Below are 21,298 nucleotides of genomic sequence, written 5' to 3' on the forward strand. Positions count from 1 at the left end.
CCGCCGCAGCTTTGCGGTTTGGGCGGTCGATCGCGTTTGAGATCATCGTCTTTGCCGCTGGATCCGATCCGCGGCATCCTCTCTCCTGTCAGCGCGATCTGATCCGGCGGCTCCCTTAGGAGGCCCAGCAGGAGACCACGATGTACACGCCACCCTTTTTCAAGCAGGACCGCGCCGCGAGCCTGAAGTTTGCCGACGAGCGCGGCTTCGGGACCATGTGCGCCTTCGACGGCCACAAGCCCATCGCCTCGCCATTGCCGTTCTATCTGACTTACGGCGCTGACGGCACGCCGCAGGCCGCCTTTCATCTGGCCCGTCACAATCCGCTGCTAAAGCTGGCGGGCGGCGAGGCGTCGTGGCTGCTCGCGGTCAACGGCCCAGATGCCTATGTATCGCCGGACTGGTACGTCTCGCCGGATCAGGTTCCGACCTGGCTCTACCAGTCGGTGCATCTGAGCGGGCCGGTGCGGCTGCTGTCGGATGACGAGCTGTCGGTGCAGCTCGACACGCTCAGCGAAAAGTTCGAGAGCTGGCTGTTGCCCAAGAAGCCATGGACGTCGGGCAAGATGACCGCCGGGCGGTTCGAGGCGATGAAGAAGGCGATCGTGGGTCTGGTCATGACGGTTGAAGAGGTCGAGGGCAGCTTCAAGCTGAACCAGCACAAATCGGATGCCGATTTCGCAGCGATCGCCAATGCGCTCGGCGCGCAAGCCCAGGCCGACGCCAGAGAGATCGCACAATTGATGCAGGACGTGAGGCCGGAGGCCTTCGCGAACGAAACCAACATGCTCGAAAGGAGCGCGCCATGAGCCTCACGGAAACCACGAAAGCCCCGGCCACGGGCGCGGCGAAGAAGCCTGCCACCGTCTTCGTCGATGGCGGTTCCGGCACCACCGGCCTCGGCATCAACGAGAGGCTCAAGCTCCAGAGCGATGTTGTGGTGAAGACCATCGCCGACGACAAGCGCAAGGACCCCGCGGCCAAGAAGGCGCTGATGGAGGAGGTGGACCTCGTCATCCTCTGCCTGCCCGACGATGCCGCGAAGGAGACTGTTGCGCTGGTCGACAGCATGGGCGCCTCGGCGCCGAAGGTGCTGGACGCCTCGACCGCGTACCGGGTCGCGCCGGACTGGGCCTACGGCTTTCCCGAGCTGACGCCGGACCAGGCCGGCAAGATCAAGGCGGCGAAGAAGGTCTCGAATCCCGGCTGCTATCCGACCGGCGCGATCGCGCTGCTGCGGCCGATCGTCGATGCCGGCCTCCTGCCTCCGGACTATCCCGTCACCGTCAACGCGGTGAGCGGCTATTCCGGCGGCGGCAAGTCGATGATCGCGAGCTTCGAAGACGGCAGCGCGCCATCCTTCGAGCTCTACGGCCTCGGCTTCGAGCACAAGCATCTGCCGGAGATGCAGCTCTACTCCAACCTGACGCGGCGTCCGATCTTCATTCCCTCGGTCGGCAACTACCGGCAAGGCATGCTGGTCTCGGTGCCGCTGCAGCTCGACGCGCTGCCGGGCAAGACTGGCGGGGCCGACCTACAGGCGGCGATGGCAAAGCGTTACGCCGGTTCGAAATACGTCAAGGTGATGCCGCTGCAGAACGAGGCGACCAAGGCCGGCCGGCTCGAACCGGAGGCGCTCAACGAGACCAACATGCTCGAGCTCTACGTCTTCGCCAGCGACAAGTACCATCAGGCACTGCTGGTCGCCCGGCTCGACAATCTCGGCAAGGGCGCATCGGGCGCTGCCGTGCAGAACATGCGCCTGATGCTGGGTCTTGCCGAGAAGTAGCTGATCGAGCGTTGCTCGCGAGGCCAGCCTGGCGAAGGAAGCGACGCTGCAGCTTTCTACCGTGGCAAGACGATCCAATGACGCCTGGAAGGGACGCGTGATGAGCTCGAAGAAGATCGGCATTCTCGGCGCCTCCGGTTACACCGGGGCCGATGCGGTGCGCCTGTTGGCGCGCCATCCGGATGCGGAGATCGTCACGCTCACCGCCAATACCCACGCCGGCAAGTCGATGGGCGACGTGTTTCCGCATTTCTTCATGCTGAACCTGCCGAAACTGGTGGAATGGGAAAAGGTCGACTGGAGCAAGCTCGATGCGGTATTCTGCGGGCTGCCGCACGGCACCACGCAGGAAATCATCGCCGCGGTCCTCAAGGCAAATCCCAAAATCAGGGTCCTCGACATGTCCGCCGATTTCAGGCTGCGGGACAAGAACACCTATGCGCAATGGTACGGCCACGAGCACCGGGCGCTCGAATTGCAGGCCGAAGCGGTTTATGGTCTGACCGAATTCTATCGCGAAAAGATCACGTCGGCGCGGCTGGTCGCCTGTCCCGGCTGATATCCCACGGCCGCGCTGCTCGCGCTGGTGCCGCTTGCGAAGGCCAAACTGATCGACATCGACGACATCGTCATTGACGCGAAATCGGGCGTCACCGGCGCCGGCCGCGGGCTGAAACAGAACACGTTGTTCAGCGAGGCGGGCGAGGGGCTGTCGCCCTATTCGGTCGGCACCCACCGGCACGCGCCCGAGATCGAGCAGGAGATCGGCGTCGCCATCGGTTCCGCGGTGACGATCAACTTCACGCCGCATCTTATTCCGATGGCGCGCGGCGAACTCTGCACGTCCTACGTCAAGCTCAACGGCGCGACACCGGACGATCTGCGAGCCGTGCTGGAGCAGGCTTATGCCAACGAGCCCTTCGTGCATGTTGCCAGGAAGGGCGTGCTGCCGCAGACCCAGAATGTGCGCGGCTCCAACTATGTGCAGATCGGCGTCGTCGCCGACCGGATCAAGAACCGGGCGATCGTGATTTCCACGCTCGACAATCTGGTGAAGGGGTCGGCCGGGCAGGCGATCCAGAACATGAATCTGATGTTCGGGCTGCCCGAGACGACGGGGCTGGAGCAGATCGCGCTGTTCCCATGACACGAGGTACTGCGGTGGACGAAGCGACCTTGCAATTCTACCGCGGCCATGCCGCGTCCTATGCTGGCTGGGCGAAGGCACCGTCGACGCGGCTGCTTGACTTTCTGGCCCTGCTGCCATCCGGCGGCGCGATCCTCGAGTTGGGCTGCGGCGCCGGCAATCATGCGGCGGTGATGCTGGCCGAAGGGTTTTCGGTGCGCGCGACCGATGGTTCGCCTGAAATGGCCGAGATTGCCTCGCAGCGGCTTGGTCATCCCGTCGAGACGATGCGGTTCGACCAACTGGACGCGCAGGAGGCCTATGACGGCGTCTGGGCCAGTGCCTGTCTCCTGCACGTCCCGCGCGACGAGCTTGCCGGCATCCTCGGGCGCATTCATCGTGCGCTCAAGCCTTCAGGCGTTTTCTACGCCAGCTACAAGATGGGCGAGGGTGACGGTCGCGACAGCCTCGATCGCTACTACAACTATCCGCCGCGCGAATGGCTCGAGGCGACTTACGCTGACGCCGGTCCGTGGATCACGCTGTCAGCCGAAACCAACGTGATCCAGAGTTTCGACAAGACGCCGGCCAACATGCTGCATCTCGTCGTTCGCAAGGTCGCGGCCTGATCTCTAGAAGATATTGAAGATCGCCAGCGCCAACACCGCCTGCGCGAGGAAGCCGACGGTGAAGGCGAGGGTGCGGAACACAGGAATTCCGAGCGCATAGACGATGGTGTGCGCGACACGAGCCCAGAAATAGACGGCGCAGGCGAGCACAGTCCATTTCGTGGAATAGTCGATCGCGTTCAGGATCAGCACCAGCGGGGCGAAGACGATGAGGTTCTCGACCGCGTTGTCATGCGCGAACATCAGCCGGTTCGCCCATTCCGCCTGCGGCTTGTCGCCGCGCGAGGGGTTGGCCATGGCACCGCTCAACCCGCGAACCTGGCAGCGGTTGATGGTGTAGGGAATCCAGAGGATCGCGGTCAGGATCACCGTCAGTGTCAGCCAGAACAATTCGCGCGTCATAGTCCGGTTCCCTCAGTCGTCGCGGTGCTGCAAGCGAGCTTATACAAGCGCGGGAGATTCCGCTATGCGCGAACCCTGACATAGCTGCCGGGAGCATCCTCGATCGGTGGGAATGCTTCGCTGCCGACGCTGCGCGCCGGGACTTCCTCGGGATCGAGTTCGCCCAGCCACTCCCGCCAGTCCGGCCACCACGAGCCCTTGTGCTCCACGGCGCCCTTCATCCACTGCGCGATACTGACGTCCTTGACGTTGTCGTTGGTCCAGTACTGGTACTTGTTCGAGGCGGGCGGATTGACCACGCCGGCGATGTGGCCCGAGCCGGACAGGACATACTTCACCGGACCGCCGAAGAATTGCGAGCCGTACAGCACCGATTCGGCCGGCGCGATGTGGTCCTCGCGGGTGGCGAGATTGTAGATAGGCACCTTCACCTTGGAGAGGTCGAGCAGGGTGTTGTCGAGCACCATCGTGCCGGTGGAGAGCCGGTTCTCCAGATAGCAATTGCGCAAGTAATAGGAATGGTTGGCTGCGGTCATCCGCGTCGCGTCCGAGTTCCAGTGCAACAGGTCGAATGCGCTCGGCTGCTGGCCCTTCAGATAGTTGCTGACGACATAAGACCAGATCAGGTCGTTGGAGCGCAGCATGTTGAAGGCCATCGCCATCTTCGAGCCTTCGAGCACGCCGGCGGCCTTCATGTCCTGCTCGAGCGCCGAGATCTGCTCCTCGTCGACGAACACGAGGAGATCGCCGGCATGGGTGAAGTCGATCTGGGCGGCGAAGAACGTCGCGGACGACACGCGCTGGCGGCGCTTCTCGGCGAGCCAGGCGAGCGTGGTCGCGAGCATGGTGCCGCCGACGCAATAGCCGGCGGTATGCACCTTCATCTCGCCGGTGACCTTCTCGATCACGTCCATCGCCGTGAGCGGGCCCTCCTTCATGTAGGCTTCCCAGCTCTTGTTGCCGAGCCGCTTGTCGGGATTGACCCATGAGATCACGAACACGGTGATGCCCTGATCGATGCACCACTTGATGTAGGATTTCTCCGGCTTCAGATCGAGGATGTAGAACTTGTTGATCCAGGGCGGCACGATCAGGAGCGGCGTGCGCAGCACCTTCTCCGTGGTCGGAGCGTACTGGATCAGCTGCATGATCTCGTTCTGGTAGATCACCTTGCCCGGCGTCGTTGCCATGTTGACGCCGACGACGAGATTGTCCGGATCGGACTGGCGGATCTTCAGCATGCCCTTGCCGGCCGCGATGTCCTCGGCCAGCATCTTCAGGCCGCGCGCGAGGTTCTCGCCGCTGCTCGCCACCGTCTCGCGCAGCACCTCCGGATTGGTCAGCATGAAGTTGGACGGCGACAATGCGTTGATGACCTGCTGGACGTAGAACTCCGCCTTGCGGCGGGTCTGCGGATCGAGCCCTTCGGCATCGCGCACCAGCTCCTGCGCCCATTTGGTCGTGAGCAGATAGAGCTGCATGACGAAGTCGAAGAACTGGTTCGACTTCCATTCCGGATCGGCAAAGCGCTTGTCGCGCGGCGAGGGCGTGATCGCGGGCTGGGCGTCCTGACCGGCCATGCGGCGCACCGCCGAGCCCCAGAGGTCGAGATAGTCCTTCGCGAGCTTGGTCTGCAGATCGGAGGAGCGGGAGGTGTCCGACAGCCAGTATTCGGCAACCGACGTGAAGGTCCTGACGACCTCGGCAAGCTCGGCCGGCGGGCGGTCCTGCACCTCGCCGCTCTCGCGCGGCTTGAGATAGGCGGCGAGCGCCTTGCCGCCGCTCTCCATCGCCCGCGCGACATTCATCGCGAAGGCTTCCGCGTCGAACTTCGTCCCGGGTTTCGGCGTGTCGGTTGTGGCCATGCTCATGAGCAGAACAGTAACGATTCATTCCGTATTCGTCACCGCGAAGCTCGCATGTTTGACGTTAAACACTCTCGAAGATGTGTTGCACTGCGACAAATTTTCTTGGTTCCGTCACAATCGAGCCGCACCGCTCGTCTTGTTGGGCAAGGGCTTTTTTCGCTCGCACCATTTGGGCAGCCATGGTTTGAGCTTGGGCGCGGTCTTGGGTAAGGTTGCCCGGGGCCGTGCTTTGGGACGAGTAGGGGATTTCCCAAGTGTTGGCGTTATGGGACCTGCAAAAGACGCGGCCGATCTGCAGCGCGTTGCTGCTCGCGGCGTTCGCCCTCGGCGGATGCTCGAGCCAGCTCGCGGATCTGACGCCGGGGGATGCACAGCCGCATGTCAGGGAGCCCGGCACTTATCTGCCGGTGCATGACCTGCCGCCGGATCGCGATGAGGCGGTCATCCCGCCGGAGCAGCGCGCCAAGATCGAGGCCGAGCTCGCCGCGGCACGCGATCGCCAAGCGGTGGCCGCCAAGGACGCCAAATGAGGCGCAAGGTAATCGCTGGCGCCTCCGCCTCGCCGTGCTAAAAGATTCCGGTTCAGCCAGGAGTCAGGGCGAACGACTTCAGTCCTTGTCGTCGATGATTGCTCTAAGTATTTGATTTTGAGTGATTTTCGTGATGATCATGAGCGCCTTTTGAAATGGCCCTCGTGGCCTGTCGATTCTGTCCTGACCGGTTGCCCGGAGCCCTAGAGAGCCATGGAAGAGTTTTACCGCATCCGCCGCCTGCCGCCTTACGTGTTCGAACAGGTCAACCGGGCCAAGGCAGCCGCGCGGAATGCCGGCGCCGATATCATCGACCTCGGCATGGGCAATCCGGATCTGCCGGCGCCGGCGCATGTGCTGGAGAAGCTGAAGGAGACGCTGGGCAAGCCGCGCACCGACCGCTACTCGGCCTCCCGCGGAATTCCCGGACTGCGCAGGGCCCAGGCCGCCTATTACGCCCGCCGCTTCGGCGTGAAGCTGAACCCGGACACTCAGGTGGTGGCGACGCTGGGCTCGAAAGAAGGTTTCGCCAACGTGGCGCAGGCGATCACCGCGCCGGGCGACGTCATCCTCTGTCCGAACCCGAGCTATCCGATTCATGCTTTCGGCTTTTTGATGGCGGGCGGTGTGATCCGCTCGGTGCCGTCCGAGCCGACGCCGCAATTCTTCGAGGCGGCGGAGCGGGCGATCGTGCATTCGATTCCGAAGCCGCTGGCGCTGGTCGTCTGCTACCCCTCGAACCCGACCGCCTATGTCGCGAGCCTCGATTTCTACAAGGACCTCGTCGCCTTCGCGAAGAAGCACGAGATCCTGATCCTGTCCGATCTCGCCTATGCCGAGGTCTATTTCGACGAGAGCAACCCGCCGCCCTCGGTGCTCCAGGTGCCCGGCGCGATGGACGTCGCCGTCGAATTCACCTCGATGTCGAAGACGTATTCGATGGCCGGCTGGCGCATGGGCTTTGCGGTCGGCAATGAGCGCGTCATCGCGGCGCTCGCCCGCGTCAAATCATACCTCGACTACGGCGCGTTCACGCCGGTCCAGGTCGCCGCGACCGCCGCGCTGAACGGTCCGGACGATTGCATCAAGGAGATGCGCGACACCTACCGCAAGCGCCGCGACGCGCTGGTGGAATCGTTCGGGCGCGCCGGCTGGGAGATCCCACCGCCGGAGGCCTCGATGTTCGCCTGGGTGCCGCTGCCGGAAGCCTTCCGCAGCGTCGGCAGCATGCAGTTCGCGACGCTGTTGGTGGAGAAATCCGGCGTTGCGGTCTCGCCCGGCGTCGGCTTCGGCGAGCATGGTGAAGGATATGTCCGCATCGCCATGGTGGAAAACGAGCAACGGATCAGGCAGGCCGCGCGCGGCGTGCGCCGCTTCCTTGAAAGCGGCATCGAAACGTTGCACAACGTCGTTCCGCTCGCCAATCGGCGTTGAGTTCTCTTCGGCAGGTTTTCTAAGACACCATGGTTGCACCCCTGAAAGTGGGCATAGCGGGGCTCGGCACCGTGGGCGCCGAAGTAGTCCGTTTGATCGAAACGCAGGCGCGCGTGCTCGCGGGCCGCAGCGGCCGCGGCATCCGCGTCGTCGCCGTCACTGCGCGCTCGAAGGCGAAGAAGCGCGGCGTCGACCTGCGCGGCGTCGAATGGGCCAGGGATCCGATGGCGCTGGCCACCCATCCCGAGGTCGACTGCTTCGTCGAGCTGATGGGCGGTGCGGGCGATCCGGCGCTGTCGGCGGTGGAAGCCGCGCTGAGCGCCGGCAAGTCGGTGGTCACCGCCAATAAGGCACTGCTGGCCAAGCATGGGCTCAAGCTCGCCAAGGCGGCTGAAAAGCACGGCGGCGCGCTGAATTTCGAGGCAGCGGTCGGCGCGGCGATCCCCGTCATCAAGACGTTACGCGAAGGTCTCGCCGGAACCGGCATCGACCGCGTCTACGGCATCCTCAACGGCACCTGCAACTACATCCTGACCCGGATGGAACAGGAAGGGCTGTCCTTCGCCGAATGCCTCAAGGACGCGCAGCGGCTCGGCTATGCCGAGGCCGATCCGTCCTTCGACGTCGACGGCCACGACACCGCGCAGAAGCTCGCCATCCTCGCCAGCCTCGCCTTCGGCACGAAAGTTGCTCAAAGTGCCGTGTATGTCGAAGGCATCTCATCCATCGCGCCGGAAGATCTGCGGGCGGCGGCCGATCTCGGCTATCGCGTCAAGCTGCTCGGCGTTGCGGTCCGCACCACCAAGGGCATCGAGCAGCGCGTGCATCCGACCATGGTGCCGAAATCATCCTCGATCGCACAGGTGATGGGTGTCACCAATGCGGTCACGATCGACGGCGAGGGCATTCCGCCGATCACGCTGGTCGGTCCCGGCGCCGGCGGGGCTGCGACCGCATCCGCCGTCGTCGCCGACATCGCCGACGTTGCGCGCGGCATCCGTGCCAATCCGTTCGGCCGGCCGATCTCGCAGCTGCGCGACACCAAGAAGGCGCCGATGGAGCGCCACGAGGGCGGCTATTACATCCGCCTGCTCGCGCGTGACTTCCCCGGCACCGCGGCCGCGATCGCGACGCGGCTGGCCGAGCAGAAGATTTCGATCGAGTCGATCGTGCAGCGTCATCCCAATGGCGGCGCTGCGCCCAGCGACGGCAAGGCGGTCCCGGTGCCCGTCATCCTGATCACCTATGCCACACACGAGGATGCCGTGCGCCGTGCGCTCGCCGCCGTGCAGAAGGACAAGGTGATCAGCGGGCTGCCGCAGGTCATCAGGATTGAGAAGAACTAGAGCATGACCTCGGAAAAGTGTTGAGCGGTTTTCCGGAAAGGTCATGCTCAAGCGATAAAACGGTTCGAACGAACTGTGGGTGTTACGAGTTGATGCGGACGGAGATTTCCGGCCCAAACGTTTCGAAGGAGTGAGCCGATGTCGACCCATATTGAAGTCCCCCCGCACGCCTTGCTCGAGCGCATTCTGACGCTGGAGATCGTGCGGGTGACGGAGCGGGCGGCGGTGTCCTCGGCGCGGCTGCGCGGGCACGGCAACGAGAAAGCGGCCGATCAGGCCGCCGTCGACGCCATGCGGCGCGAGCTCAACAAGCTGCCGATCCAGGGCACCATCGTGATCGGCGAGGGCGAGCGCGACGAGGCACCGATGCTCTATATCGGCGAGGAGGTCGGCCTCAAGACCGGACCCCAGGTCGACATCGCGGTCGACCCGCTCGAGGGCACCACGCTGTGCGCCAAGAACATGCCGGGCTCGATCGCCACCATGGCGATGGCCGACGGCGGCACGCTGCTGCACGCCCCCGACGTCTACATGCAGAAGCTCGCGATCGGCCCCGGCTACGACAAGGGCGTCGTCGATCTCGATGCGAGCCCTGCCGACAATGTCCGCCGCCTCGCGAAGGCCAAGGGCGTCAAGCCGGAACATATCACGGTGCTCGTGCTCGACCGGCCGCGCCATGCCGACATCATTTCGGGCGTGCGCTCGACCGGCGCCGCCGTGCGCCTGATCACCGACGGCGACGTCGCCGGCGTGATCCACTGCGCCGACCCCGACAACACCGGCGTCGACATGTATCTCGGCACGGGCGGTGCGCCGGAAGGCGTGCTCGCGGCCGTGGCACTGCGCTGCATCGGCGGCCAGATGCAGTGCCGCCTCATCCTCGATTCCGACGAGAAGCGCGAACGCGCCGCGAAGATGGGTGTCAACGACCCCAAGATGATCTACGGCATCGAGGACATGGCGCGCGGCGACTGCCTGTTCGCCGCCACGGGCGTCACCACGGGCTCGCTGCTGTCGGGCGTCAAGTTCCGCAAGGACGGCGTGATCGAGACCGAGACGGTGGTGATGCGCTCCGTCACCGGCACCGTGCGCTACATCAAGGCCGAGCATCGCGAGCTCGCGAAGTTCCATCTGGACTAAGCTGGCCCGCCCACGCGATCGTTCGGCTGGCTCAGCCAGACGTGGCCGGGACGGGTCCAACGTCCGCCCGCTACGGGCCGCGCAGCGGCGCTGGCACGAACAAGAACGCGTCGCACAAAGTCAGAGCGAGCTTGGCTGCTCCTTGAAGCAAGCCAACCTCCTCGGCCCACGGCTGGAGAATTGACCTCGCGGACGCCATGTCTCCGCCCGCGACCGCTCGGCGCGCTTTGGTGTCGGCCTCGGCATAGAGGTCGGTTGCGATCATGCCGGACAGCGCCTGCGAGAGGCCTTGATCGAAGCTCTCGAGGCGAACCTCCGATTGGTAGTGATCCGGCCTGAGCCTGATGTGGTTCTTCGCATCGGCAGGATCGAAAAGTCCGACCTTGCCCAGCATGATCAGCAGCGGATGATTCCGGGCGATTACGGCGGGAATGATCGGGTAGGTCCTGCGTCTCCCCGATCGGTCATCGAGGGATGAGAATGAGACGACCGGCCCGATGTTGAAGCGCGAATTGCGGTGGAGCACCACGACGCGATGATCGATCTCGGAATCGGCTTCGAACACCTCGCCGCTCTTAAATCCGTCCTCCAGGCCGGTTGCGATGAAGTAGGCCGAAAGCTGGGCGACACGGGCGGTGACGGTGTCTTGATCGAGCCCATCCACCTCGAACTCGATCTCTCTTCCAGTGAACGCCGACAGTCCGACTGTATAGGCTCCTATGGTTTTGCCGGAACGGTAGGGGACGATCTCCGTCCACAATGCGAGCGGTTGATCTGGATAAGCCGCAAAGGCGCTGCGCGACTGCTCCAGCCACATCTCGGGCGAACGACCTACCTTTCCATCCCAGATGACGGCGACCACACCGGGCGTCGCTGCGAGCACTGCGCCTACAAGGGCGGTTGTGAGGAGCGTACGCTCGGCAAATCCCAGCTCTTTCGTTTCGGCATTGCTCTTGGCAGAGTCCATCACCGCGATGGCGAGGTGCGCGCGATGGCGTCCCGCGGCGCGGAAAGCTTCCGGCCATAGCCGAGAGGCTCGCTCCCAAAGTTGCTGATCAGAAGGCACCGGCTCCGGTACCAGGAAGATCGTCAGGGTGTGATTTCCGACGGGGATCAACATCGGACGAGTAGCGCCGTCGCTCAATACGGCGGCGCTGCGACTGCACTGCAAGTCGGGATGACGACCGCGTATTGACTGAATCAAGGCCTCCTGATCCGGGAGGCGGGCATCTTTGAGCAGAATGAATGCGAGAGGAATGGTTGCCATAGCAGATGGGTGCGCGTCCCAATTGGTCGAGGCAGCGACATTGCTCGCCCCAGACGAAGTTGATGTGGCGGACAACCGCTATTGTTGCATAGGAAGGAACATGCTTTAAAGCCTCGATCTGAACCCGGAGTCAGCCCGGCGCAGGAAAATCTGCGGAGCGAAACATGACACCACCATCCGATCACTCCGCCGTCAAAGCCCTCGTCTTCGACGTGTTCGGCACCGTCGTCGACTGGCGCACGAGTCTCATCGCCGACTTTATGTGGTGGGGCAAGCAGCGTGGCATCACCGCCGACTGGACCGCACTCGTCGATGGTTGGCGCGGCATGTACATGGCCTCGATGGACGACGTGCGCAAACACCCCGAGCGCGGCTATGTCATGCTGGATGATCTGCATCGTCGCTCGCTGGACAAGCTTGTCGAGAAGTTCGCCATCAAGGGGCTGACGGAAGCCGATCTCGATTATCTCACCAAAGGCTGGCACCGCCTTCACCCGTGGCCGGACAGCGTCGCCGGCCTGACCCGGCTCAAGACCAAGTTCGTCATCGCGCCGCTGTCGAACGGCAATGTCGCGCTGCTTACCAACATGGCGAAATTCGCCGGCCTGCCTTGGGACCTCATCCTGTCGGCCGAACTGTTCGAGCACTACAAGCCCGATCCGGAGACCTATCTCGGCGCAGCCAAGCTGCTGTGCCTGAAGCCCGAGGAGGTCATGATGGTTGCCGCCCACAATGGTGATCTCGCGGCCGCCCAGAAGAACGGGCTCAAGACGGCATTCGTGGCGCGGCCGACCGAATACGGGCCGTTGCAGAAGGTCGACTTCGAGGCGACCGGCAACTGGGACATCGTTGCGAAGGATTTTGGCAGCATCGCGGACAGGCTAGGTGCTAGGACGCGGACTCATTAAGGCGCAGCCATAGCCTGATTGACGCGAGTTGAACGAAGGCTAGGTAGTTGGGCAGCGAGCCTGTCGTAGCGCATCGCCACCCGACGACATTGTTTGATCCTGTTGAAGAACCGCCCGACCTGGTTGCGAGCGCGGTAGAGATAGGGGCTGAAGCAGATGGGATCGCTGGATAGCTTTTCGGCGGGATGTTGGCCCACGCGCCCTTCTTCATGGCAAGGTCTCTGATCCAATCGACGTCATAGCCACGGTCGGCAAGCAACATTGACCCGACTTTCAGACGAGACAGCAGTCTCCCGGCAAGCCGCACGTCGTGGGCCTCACCGGGGCTCATGATTGGATGGCCGGCCTTGACCTGCTGGCCGACTCGGTCACGCACGATTCAAACTTTGTTTCTTGACCGGCAAATATCCGCCCACGTGGTCGTTTACCGGTGCGCGGCGATGAACATGGCGACGGCCGACCGGCAATAGGATTCGATTTCGTTCTCGTCCTCTGCTTTCGCCTGATCGAAGCGCGCGATCATCAGGAGATCGGATCCTTTGAAAAGCGCGGCAAACAAGCGGGCGGACCGGAGAGGATCGGGCACGTTCAGAAGCGCCTTCGCGTGCAACTGAAGCAACAGGGCCTCGATTTGGACGATGACATGGGCGGGGCCGGCTTCGTAATGGAGTTTGCTTAACGACTTTTGATTCGTCTTGTCGGCCATCACCATGGCTTCCACACTGCGGACGTCCAATCTCAACAGGGTGCGAAGCAGTGATGATCCCACCGCCATGAGTTGATCCTCGGCCGAACCGCCGACGCCTTCAAGCAGGGCCTGTGGTGCAAACAACTGATGGCAGCCGGCCGCGATGGCCGCGCTGAACAGCGACTCCTTGTTCTCGAAGTGCCGATAGATGCTGAGCTTGGATATCTTCGCCCGCTGGGCGACCTTGTCCAATGTCGTCGCTTGAAAACCCAATTCCACAAAGAGTTCGCGCGCGGCGTCGACTATCGTTTGGCCAAGCGCCTCGTTGGCGGGCCGGCCGCGCCGGCCCTGGCTGTTTTCGGTCACGACATTTCCAGTCCTTGACAGTATCCTAATTGTTGCATTACGATACCATATAGTATCTGAAATGTGCAAGCTAGGCCCAGCCTGACCACAACACGGAGCCACGACCATGAATGACGTCATCATCATCGGCGGCAGCTTTGCCGGTCTCGCCGGCGCCCTGCAGCTCGGCCGTGCCCGCCGCAAAGTCACCGTTCTCGATACCGGCCTGCCGCGCAACCGCTTCGCCGGCCACTCGCATGGCCTGCTCGGCCACGATCACAAGCCACCGCTGGACATTCTGGCCGAGGCGCGGCAGCAACTGGCGCGTTATCCCACGGTCAGGATGGTCAATGCCCGGGCCGCCAGCATCTCCGGTACCATCGACAGTTTCTCCGTCCTCACTGGCGATGGCGAAAGCCTTGGCGCGCGACGCCTGATCCTGAGCTATGGCGTTGTCGACCAGATGCCTGCTGTTCCGGGCTTTGCTGAAGGCTGGGGCACATCCATCATCCCCTGTCCCTATTGCGACGGCTTTGAGGTCGCCGGCCAGCATTGGGGCCTCGTCTGGTTCCGCCCGCAGTCGCACATTCAGGTCAAGCTGTATCAGGATTGGACCGACAGGTTGACTGTCTTCGCCGATGGTCACGACATTGCACCGGATATCCGCGCCGATCTGGCCCGCCGCAACATACCTGTCGTTGATGGCCGGATCACCGGGATCGCCCGTCACGGGGGCCATAGCGCCACGGTCAAGCTCGATACCGGCCCCGATGTCGCAGTCGACATTCTGTTCGCGCATCCGCCCACCAAGCCGTCCGCAAGCCTGCATGACTCATTGGGCCTCGCCACGGTCGATACGCCTCTCGGCATCGTCCTCAAGGTCGACGAGCGCCGCGAAACCAGCATGCCCGGCATCTACGCCGCCGGCGATCTCGCCACCCCCGGAATGCCCTCGGTCACCACGGCATCATGGCAGGGCGCAACGGCCGGCATCTCCGCTCAGCAGTCGATGCTGGCTTGAGAGCAGGCAGCATCGATTACCCCAGTTTCAATTTCACAATAGACAGGAGCGCCACCATGGCCGCCATAAAACCATTCAAACCTCTAGACGAGAAATTTCCGTTTGACCGCCAACTCGGTGTCGCGGCCGCGCCTCTCGTGCTCATCAACCTCTTCACGGTCGTCGATCCCGCCGACGAAGCGGGCTTCCTGGACGCTTTCAAGGCGGCTGCCGAGATCATAACGAAGCAACCGGGCTTCATTTCCATGCAACTACATCGAGCGATCGGCGATAGACCAACTTACCTGAACTATGTGGTGTGGGAATCCACCGAGGCGGTCCGCGCCGCCTTCACTGATCCCGAGTTCCTCGCGAAACTTCCAGCATATCCTTCATCCGTCGTGGCCAGCCCGCACCTGTTCCAGAAGGTCGCCGTCCCCGGCTTCTGCACGGCCTGACCCCGGAAATATGGCGAGGCGCGATGACGGGTATCTCGGCCCAGCAGTCGATGCTGGTTTGAGAGCGCAGATTGGAGGATGAAGCATGGCCGTCGAAACCGACAGCGCGGGTGTGCGCTTCCCTCCGCCCTTCGTCTATCTGGGAGCGCTGCTGTTGGGGCTGGCGGCGGAGCGGTTCGTCACCCTGCGCTCTTTCGGCATCGACTGGCGGTTGCTGGTCGCGACGGGCGCGCTGCTGTTCGTTGCCGGCGCGGCGATGATGCTTGCGGCGGCGGGGCTGTTCCGGCGGCTGGGCACCAACATTCCGCCGTCGCGGCCAACGACCCTCATCGCAACGACCGGTCCTTATCGGTGGACCCGCAATCCCATGTATCTCGGCATGGCGCTCATCTATGCCGGCCTTGCGCTCGGCTTCGACGGGCCGATCGCCTTCGCCTTGCTCCCGTTGGTGCTGATCGCGATCCAGACGCAGGTGATCGCCCGCGAGGAGTGCTATCTCGAAGCGAAGTTCGGCGACGACTACCGCCGCTACAAGGCCGAGGTTCGCCGCTGGCTCTGACTAATGCGCCGCTGCTGTCTGCGTGGCCGCCCGTCAGCCAGCTCTCCCAACAGATCGCCGTCGTTACCCGGAGCAGCTTTCAGTATCTGGCAAGTATCCATCCGTCCTGCAGAGCCGTCGGCTATCCAGCAACAGGGGGCATCAATGGTCTACAGTCTAATCGTCAAAAAAGAGATCCGCAGGAGCTTCGATCATGTCAACAACCAGCGTTGGGATGATGCTGCAAAGGGCCTAACACCAAACGCGTATCACTGGGTTGCCGGAGATCATGCGTTGGGGGGTGAGCGACATGGAAAGCAATCGGTGAAGCAGTGGTTCGAGCGCATGGGCCGTGTTTTTCCGAAGCTTCACATAGATATTGAGCAGGTCGAGGTGACGGGTTGGCCATGGAATACCACAGTGTTCGTCAAGTGGCGGGCCAACGCGAGGCTACTTGACGGCCAAAGCTCGTATGTGAACAGGGGCGTCCACGTCTTCAAGTTGCGATGGGGCAAGGTTTATTCGATTGAGGAATACTTCGACTCGCAGGCTGCAGAACGAAGCCTCGCTATCCAAGCTCGTGTCGGTTTGGATGAAGCTGCGGCTGGACCAATTGTGAGCTAACGCGGATCATTCGTATGATGCCGCCATCAGCGCACAGATTCCCTTATCCGGTTGCCGCGGGCGGTATCGCGGCGCTCTCAAAAGGAAGGGCAATGGTGGCGATGGTGGTCGCGGGCTTGGCGAACAAGATGGCCGCCTTCTCGAACCGCCTGAGGCCTCGATCAATGCAAAGAGCAACGATGAGAAAAATCATAGGGCCGTAGAGGTGAGAATACCCATGGTGTTCGATGCGCCAGAAAGCGGCCTGTATCGGTACGCCCAGTCTGGTCTGGAATTGGCCCATCGCGATATATTGCGCTCGGCCGTTGTAGGGGCAACGCGGACATGGGGTACGTCGTCGCAGGGTTTATGGGTACACGGCTTAGTCTGCGCCTCCCGGACGCAGTAAATGCCCTTGCTTCCAACGCGACATGCACTTGCAAGGGTGGTGCAAGAGCCTGACACGATGCTGATCTACGAGCGTTTTCGGCTGGTCGAGGGCTTCGGCGGTGCCAAGATCGATCCCCAACTACGAAGCGGCGATTGATAGCTCGGGATTGCTCGAAGAGCTCCGTGAATTCGATCCGCGCGTGGTTGGAACGCTGCCGTTGGACCTTTCGACCCCGACAAGCGATGTCGATGTCGTTTGTCACGTCACGGACACGGCCGCTTTCGCCGAAATCGTGTGGCGACGGTACAGCTTGTGTGAAGGGTTTGCGCTCTATCAATGGCGTTCAAGCCTGCGGCCGGTGGTCGCCCGCTTCAATTGGGGCGGCTGGCCCTTCGAGTTGTTCGGCGATCCCCGGCCGGTCGATCAGCAGGAAGGCTGGCTGCACTTCGAGATCGAGCGGCGATTGCTGGCGCTCGATGATGGACGGCTGCGCAAAGCGGTGGCCGACCACAGGGCGCGCGGGATGAAGACGGAACCGGCGTTTGCCGTCGTCCTCGGCATCGCTGGAGACCCGTACGCTGGATTGCTGGCCCTGGCCCGCGAGAGCGACGCGCATCTGCGGGCGCGGCTGGAGCGCCTGTGAGGTTCGCCTCGATCGATTGCCGATCCGGGCGGTTCTCGCGCCGCCCGGACCTGAGCCGATGAGCTACAATGTCATCTTCATCGGTTCCGGATAGTAGTGGAATCCCTCACCGGCCTTGGCGACATGGCCGTAGCCGGGCCAGGCGAAGTGATAGGACATCACCGGGGTCTTGTTGGCCGCAAGCATCGTCAACAACTTGACGCGCGATTCCGCCGCCTGCTTCGGATCGGTGTCATAGGAGAACTCCATCCGCGGCCGCTCCAGCAGCAGCACCGAATGGTGCGAGAGGTCGCCGAGGAAGGCGAAGGATTTTCCCGCCGAAGAGACCATGAAGATGGTGTGACCGACGGTGTGGCCCGGTGCCGCGATCGCCTGCACGCCGGGCAGGAATTCCTGGCCGTCCTTGAAGAACACGATGCGGTCGCGAACCGGCAGCAGGTTCTTGCGGGCGTGGACGACGAAGTCCTTGGCCGCGCTGCCGAGCTTGCCCTCGTCGGTCCAGAAGTCGAAATCGGTCTGCGAGATGTAAACTTGCGCGTTCGGAAACAGCGGCTTGCCGCCTTCGTCGACGATGCCGCCGATATGGTCGATATGGGCATGCGAGCAGACGACGGCGTCGATGTCGCCCGGCTTGATGCCGGCCTCGGTCATGCTCTTCTGCTGCCGGCCGGTGCTGGCGCCGAACATCTTTGAGCTGCCCATGCCGGTATCGAACAGGATCAGCTTGTCGCCGGTGTTCACGATCGGCGAGTTCTGTTCGAGCACGACGTTGTCCGGCGACAGGAAATTGTCGGCGAGCATCTTCTTGACCTCTTCCTTGGGAACGCCGGTAAAGGTCCCCGAGGGATCGCCGAGCGGCAGCGGCCCGTCGGATACGACGGTCACCTCGGCATCGCCGAGAATGAATCGGTGCCAGTAGGGCGTCTGCGTGCCGAGCTTGGGAGCCCGCGCCAGCGCGCTGCTGCCGAGCATGGCGCTGGCGCCGAGACCCGCCCCGAGTGCGAGCAGGGACCGACGAGAGACATCGATTGTCATGCGTTTCCTCCGCTTTAGTCTTTTATCTTGGTTATCTTGCGCCATCGTTCGCGCGGTTGCGACCGGCCTGATCAGCCATGTGGCCGGAGGTCGGCGGCAGCCATGCTGCGCCGGTTACGACAAGCTAGCAAGTAGAATTGGTCGGCGGATGCATGCGACCGCGGAATTGCGCGTTACGCAATTCTCAGCGTGAGGTCCTTGCCTTCCGTCTCGGCAAAGCCCGCCTGCAGAACCTCTTCGCGCTTGTGACGCTGCTCTGCTGCTTGCAGCCGAAATGGCGGCGCGTCGCGGCCTCTGACGGCACGAACCGGTCCGGCGTTACTTCGCGATCGGCGTCGTTAGCTCCTTGTCGGTCGTGTCCACCACGAACACGGCCAGCAGCTTCGCGGGCTCGCTATTGCTGGCATTGGCGCTGACGGCGTGGCGATCACCGGGCCTTTCAGAGAAGTTCTCTCCCTTGTGAAAGACCTTGGCCGGGCCATCATTGACCTGACTGCGGATCGCTCCTTCGAGGACCGTGGCATAGATGAAGGCGGACGGCGCGTGAATGTGGGCGGGCGAGGAGCCTCCGGGCCCGTACTCGACCAGCACGCCCTTCATGCTCTTACCGGGGACATTTGGCAGCGCCTGGTCAAAGACGATCGTGACCTTGGCCAAGGGGGCGGCCGATTGGGCGGCGGTCTCTGCTGCATGGGCCGCCAGGAAGGATGCGGCATAAACCGCGGTTGCGATCAGCAATCTGCGCATGGGATTTCCCCTTCTTTGCCATTTCCATCGTGGTTGAGTCTGGCCGAGCCTTCAGAGGCTCGCGAGCCATGTTGCGAGCGGCGTTGTCCCCAGCCGCGCATCGCCGAGCGGGGTCAGCGACTTGTCGTCAATGAGGGCGCCGTAATAGGGCGCCTTCGGATCCCCCACCACTGGGCGGACATCGCGCGATGCCTTCAGGCGGCGTGCGATGAATTCATTGAAGGGGGCCTTCTCGGGGCCAGCGATATCGATCGTGCCGTTGAGCGGCTTGCCGGTTGCGACCTCCGCGAGGCGATCGACGACGTCGTCGGCCGCGATCGGCTGAAACCGGGCCGTGGGAACGATGATCTTGCCGTCGATCGCGCCTGTCTCGGCGATGGCTCCGAGGAATTCGAAGAACTGGGTGGCGCGCACGATCGAGTAGGGGACCGAGGCGGACTTGATGATGGTTTCCTGCGCCAGCTTGGCACGGAAATAGGCGTTGTCGGGAGCGCGGTCGGTACCGACGATCGAGAGTGCCACGTGATGTTTCACGTCTGCTGCGGCCTCTGTTGCGCCGAGATTCCTGCTCGACCGCTGGAAGAACTCGAGCACGGCAGCCGGCTCCCAGGACGGCGCGTTGGCGACATCGACGACGACCTCCGCGCCCGCCAGCGCCGCAGCAAGGCCTTCGCCGGTCACGGCGTTCACGCCTGATTTCGGCGAGGCTGCCACCACCTCGTGGCCCTGTTGCTTGAGCTTCGCGACGAGCTTCGATCCGATCAAGCCGGTTCCGCCGATCACGACGATCTTCATGGCATGTCTCCTCGGTCTATCGGAGCGCGAGACAAACCAGGGGAGCTCGCGCTGTCACGTCGATCGACGTGATGCGAAGCGACTCTATGCGAGCCATGGCCCAGGCTCTTGCCTGTAACGGGCGAGCCTTGCCGGAAAATGCTTCAGAAGCTGGGCTGCGATATCACAAGATCGCAGCGGAAGGGATCAGTCCCTCATGCCGTGCACGCAACCTGTGATGATCTTAGATTGCCAGTGTTTTGCCCGACATGTCAAAGCGTTTTGACGGAGGCAAGGCGGCAGGGGAAGCCCTTGAGAAACATCAATGAAAACAACCCTCGGGCTACTGTGCATGGGGTTGTTTTCGAGGATTGGATCGGGTGGCCGAGACGATCCGGTTTCGCGGACGGCCGCTGCTCGCCTCAGGCCCCGCAGACGATCACGCCATACCAGCCGAGGCCCCGATAGGTCTCGTAGCCGGGCGTCGCATGGAAGGCGACCATCGTGCCGGAGCGGTCCTGATAGAAGCCGGAACGCTGGCCATCCAGCGACAGCGAGATGCGCTCGCTGAGGATGCCCTGGCCGTCGGAGGCCGCGATCACGCGAAAATTCGAGTCGACCAGCAGCACGCGGGCCTTGTCGCTGTCGCCGACGCGCACGCCCTGGACGATGGCGCGGGCCTGCGGCTCCCAGTCGAAATGGATGGCGAGCACGCCGATCGGAGCGCCATTGGCCTGGCCGCCGTCGCGGACGCTGGCGCAATAGGTCGCGACCTGCGCGTTGCCGAGCAGCGGCTGGTTCTCGACGTCGCCGGCGACATAGTCATCGCCGGAGCGCAACGACCGTGCCTCGCGAAACCATCTGGTGTGGGCGACGTTCTGGCCGACGACGCGAAAGCGGTCGGCGCGGCCGTTGGCGATGACGTTGCCGTCGAGATCGCAGAGCCAGAGGTCGAGATAGACCGTGTAGGCCCCAAGGATCACGCCGAGGCGCTGCGAGGCATGGGAGACGGCCGCCGCGCCAGGCGAGGCCGCGCAATCGACCACGGCGGAATCGGTCGCCCACCAGCGCACGTCGCACGTGCGCTCATAGAGATTGCGGTCGATCAGCTCGATGGCGTTGAGCGACAGATCGACCATGCGTTCGCCGCGCGAACGCTGGCTCATGCGCTCGATCGAGGAGACGAGATCGCCGGTGCGTTTCGTCAATTGGGTTTCGAGCTCGCGGGCGATGGTCTCGACCTGCTGGCCGACGCCGCGCACTTCCTGCGCCACCACCGCAAAGCCCGCGCCTTGCGCGCCTGCGCGCGAACTCTCGATCAGCGCGTTCAGCGCCAGCATCTTCATCTGATTGGTGATCTGCTGGATCGACTTGGTCTTGTCGATCGCGATCTGGTTGACCTCGGCAGTGAGGCGGTTGATCAGCGCGGAGATGTCGGAATCATCGTCCGTAGCTTCGGGGGCAATCGGCTTGGCTTTCAGACCCAGCGCAGCAGACATCGGGGAGCTTCCCTTGGCAATGAGGCCTGATCTGCAATGAACGGGGAACAACGGCTTACAGATCGAATACGATTCTTTTTCGAAGATTCCGCCTAACGCCTGCTTAATTTGCTGTTCGGCGGAATGCCTAAATGGTAG

At 63.1% G+C, this 21,298-nt stretch carries 22 protein-coding genes and 2 pseudogenes; 15 read left to right on the forward strand and 9 right to left on the reverse strand.

What is annotated here, in order from left to right:
• Positions 1-140: 140 nt before the first annotated feature.
• The 4 genes and pseudogenes from EDE08_RS08545 to EDE08_RS08560 all read left to right on the forward strand — a co-directional run bounded on the left by EDE08_RS08545 (position 141) and on the right by EDE08_RS08560 (position 3,544).
• Positions 141-809 carry an FMN-binding negative transcriptional regulator gene (locus EDE08_RS08545; RefSeq protein WP_131868503.1) on the forward strand — a complete coding sequence of 223 codons (669 nt, stop codon included), beginning with the start codon at positions 141-143 and terminating at the stop codon, positions 807-809.
• Positions 806-1,789 carry an N-acetyl-gamma-glutamyl-phosphate reductase gene (argC, locus tag EDE08_RS08550; RefSeq protein ID WP_131868504.1) on the forward strand — a complete coding sequence of 328 codons (984 nt, stop codon included), beginning with the start codon at positions 806-808 and terminating at the stop codon, positions 1,787-1,789. Before EDE08_RS08545 ends, argC (EDE08_RS08550) begins: the two co-directional genes overlap by 4 nt.
• 100 nt (positions 1,790-1,889) lie before the next feature.
• A pseudogene (gene argC / locus EDE08_RS08555) lies at positions 1,890-2,936 on the forward strand (N-acetyl-gamma-glutamyl-phosphate reductase).
• A 14-nt stretch (positions 2,937-2,950) separates the two neighbouring features.
• Entirely contained in the window at positions 2,951-3,544 is a 594-nt protein-coding gene (locus EDE08_RS08560; protein ID WP_131868505.1) for a class I SAM-dependent methyltransferase, read from the forward strand.
• Between the two features lie 3 nt (positions 3,545-3,547).
• On the opposite strand, the gene EDE08_RS08565 is transcribed toward EDE08_RS08560, so the two are convergent.
• Together EDE08_RS08565 and EDE08_RS08570 are read right to left on the reverse strand one after the other, a co-directional pair.
• Complete coding sequence (locus EDE08_RS08565; protein WP_131868506.1) at positions 3,548-3,946, reverse strand: MAPEG family protein; 399 nt, start codon at positions 3,944-3,946, stop codon at positions 3,548-3,550.
• Positions 3,947-4,008: 62 nt separating this feature from the next.
• Positions 4,009-5,817 carry a PHA/PHB synthase family protein gene (locus EDE08_RS08570; protein ID WP_165935835.1) on the reverse strand — a complete coding sequence of 603 codons (1,809 nt, stop codon included), beginning with the start codon at positions 5,815-5,817 and terminating at the stop codon, positions 4,009-4,011.
• A 251-nt stretch (positions 5,818-6,068) separates the two neighbouring features.
• Between EDE08_RS08570 and EDE08_RS08575 the strand changes: the two genes are divergently transcribed.
• The 4 genes from EDE08_RS08575 (at position 6,069) to glpX (ending at position 10,264) form a co-directional block, all read left to right on the forward strand.
• Positions 6,069-6,344 (forward strand): hypothetical protein, encoded by a 276-nt coding sequence (locus tag EDE08_RS08575; protein WP_131868507.1) that lies wholly within the window; start codon positions 6,069-6,071, stop codon positions 6,342-6,344.
• Positions 6,345-6,557: 213 nt separating this feature from the next.
• Positions 6,558-7,778, forward strand: coding sequence for an LL-diaminopimelate aminotransferase (locus tag EDE08_RS08580; RefSeq protein WP_131868508.1), 1,221 nt, complete (start codon positions 6,558-6,560; stop codon positions 7,776-7,778).
• A gap of 29 nt (positions 7,779-7,807) precedes the next feature.
• A complete protein-coding gene (locus EDE08_RS08585; RefSeq protein ID WP_131868509.1) occupies positions 7,808-9,124 on the forward strand; it encodes a homoserine dehydrogenase in 1,317 nt (438 codons plus the stop codon).
• Positions 9,125-9,262: 138 nt separating this feature from the next.
• Positions 9,263-10,264: a class II fructose-bisphosphatase gene (gene glpX / locus EDE08_RS08590; protein WP_061880385.1), complete on the forward strand. Its 1,002-nt coding sequence runs from the start codon at positions 9,263-9,265 to the stop codon at positions 10,262-10,264.
• Positions 10,265-10,334: 70 nt separating this feature from the next.
• Here glpX and EDE08_RS08595 read toward each other — a convergent pair whose 3' ends face one another.
• Positions 10,335-11,606, reverse strand: coding sequence for a hypothetical protein (locus tag EDE08_RS08595; protein ID WP_245524734.1), 1,272 nt, complete (start codon positions 11,604-11,606; stop codon positions 10,335-10,337).
• A gap of 89 nt (positions 11,607-11,695) precedes the next feature.
• Between EDE08_RS08595 and EDE08_RS08600 the strand changes: the two genes are divergently transcribed.
• Entirely contained in the window at positions 11,696-12,439 is a 744-nt protein-coding gene (locus EDE08_RS08600) for a haloacid dehalogenase type II (RefSeq protein ID WP_131868510.1), read from the forward strand.
• Here EDE08_RS08600 and EDE08_RS39480 read toward each other — a convergent pair.
• Both EDE08_RS39480 and EDE08_RS08610 read right to left on the reverse strand, forming a co-directional pair.
• A pseudogene (locus EDE08_RS39480) lies at positions 12,420-12,770 on the reverse strand (transposase); the annotation flags it as partial. The gene EDE08_RS08600 and the pseudogene EDE08_RS39480 sit on opposite strands and share 20 nt — an antisense overlap.
• Positions 12,771-12,863: 93 nt before the next feature.
• The gene (locus EDE08_RS08610) at positions 12,864-13,493 is read right to left on the reverse strand and encodes a TetR/AcrR family transcriptional regulator (RefSeq protein WP_131868511.1); all 630 of its coding nucleotides are present in this window, start codon (positions 13,491-13,493) and stop codon (positions 12,864-12,866) included.
• 106 nt (positions 13,494-13,599) lie between these two features.
• On the opposite strand from EDE08_RS08610, the gene EDE08_RS08615 reads away from it, so the two are divergent.
• The 6 genes from EDE08_RS08615 (at position 13,600) to EDE08_RS08640 (ending at position 17,105) form a co-directional block, all read left to right on the forward strand.
• A complete protein-coding gene (locus tag EDE08_RS08615) occupies positions 13,600-14,493 on the forward strand; it encodes an NAD(P)/FAD-dependent oxidoreductase (protein WP_131868512.1) in 894 nt (297 codons plus the stop codon).
• A 56-nt stretch (positions 14,494-14,549) separates the two neighbouring features.
• Positions 14,550-14,930 carry an antibiotic biosynthesis monooxygenase family protein gene (locus EDE08_RS08620; protein WP_131868513.1) on the forward strand — a complete coding sequence of 127 codons (381 nt, stop codon included), beginning with the start codon at positions 14,550-14,552 and terminating at the stop codon, positions 14,928-14,930.
• Between the two features lie 85 nt (positions 14,931-15,015).
• Positions 15,016-15,489 carry a methyltransferase family protein gene (locus tag EDE08_RS08625; protein WP_131868514.1) on the forward strand — a complete coding sequence of 158 codons (474 nt, stop codon included), beginning with the start codon at positions 15,016-15,018 and terminating at the stop codon, positions 15,487-15,489.
• A 144-nt stretch (positions 15,490-15,633) separates the two neighbouring features.
• The gene (locus EDE08_RS08630; RefSeq protein ID WP_131868515.1) at positions 15,634-16,092 is read left to right on the forward strand and encodes a nuclear transport factor 2 family protein; all 459 of its coding nucleotides are present in this window, start codon (positions 15,634-15,636) and stop codon (positions 16,090-16,092) included.
• A 388-nt stretch (positions 16,093-16,480) separates the two neighbouring features.
• On the forward strand, positions 16,481-16,618 hold the full coding sequence (locus EDE08_RS38280; RefSeq protein WP_165935791.1) for a hypothetical protein: 138 nt from the start codon (positions 16,481-16,483) through the stop codon (positions 16,616-16,618).
• A gap of 10 nt (positions 16,619-16,628) precedes the next feature.
• Positions 16,629-17,105: a DUF4269 domain-containing protein gene (locus EDE08_RS08640; protein WP_245524735.1), complete on the forward strand. Its 477-nt coding sequence runs from the start codon at positions 16,629-16,631 to the stop codon at positions 17,103-17,105.
• A 63-nt stretch (positions 17,106-17,168) separates the two neighbouring features.
• Here the strand turns inward: EDE08_RS08640 and EDE08_RS08645 are convergent, their stop codons facing one another.
• The 4 genes from EDE08_RS08645 to EDE08_RS08665 all read right to left on the reverse strand — a co-directional run bounded on the left by EDE08_RS08645 (position 17,169) and on the right by EDE08_RS08665 (position 21,160).
• Complete coding sequence (locus EDE08_RS08645) at positions 17,169-18,140, reverse strand: MBL fold metallo-hydrolase (RefSeq protein ID WP_131868517.1); 972 nt, start codon at positions 18,138-18,140, stop codon at positions 17,169-17,171.
• A 318-nt stretch (positions 18,141-18,458) separates the two neighbouring features.
• Entirely contained in the window at positions 18,459-18,887 is a 429-nt protein-coding gene (locus tag EDE08_RS08655; RefSeq protein WP_131868518.1) for a cupin domain-containing protein, read from the reverse strand.
• A gap of 51 nt (positions 18,888-18,938) precedes the next feature.
• Positions 18,939-19,682, reverse strand: coding sequence for an SDR family oxidoreductase (locus EDE08_RS08660; RefSeq protein ID WP_131868519.1), 744 nt, complete (start codon positions 19,680-19,682; stop codon positions 18,939-18,941).
• 401 nt (positions 19,683-20,083) lie between these two features.
• Positions 20,084-21,160, reverse strand: a complete 1,077-nt coding sequence (locus tag EDE08_RS08665; RefSeq protein WP_028177558.1) for a methyl-accepting chemotaxis protein — start codon at positions 21,158-21,160, stop codon at positions 20,084-20,086.
• Positions 21,161-21,298 lie beyond the last annotated feature (138 nt).

Origin of the sequence: Bradyrhizobium sp. R2.2-H (assembly GCF_004346455.1) — a bacterium.
GTDB lineage: Bacteria > Pseudomonadota > Alphaproteobacteria > Rhizobiales > Xanthobacteraceae > Bradyrhizobium > Bradyrhizobium diversitatis.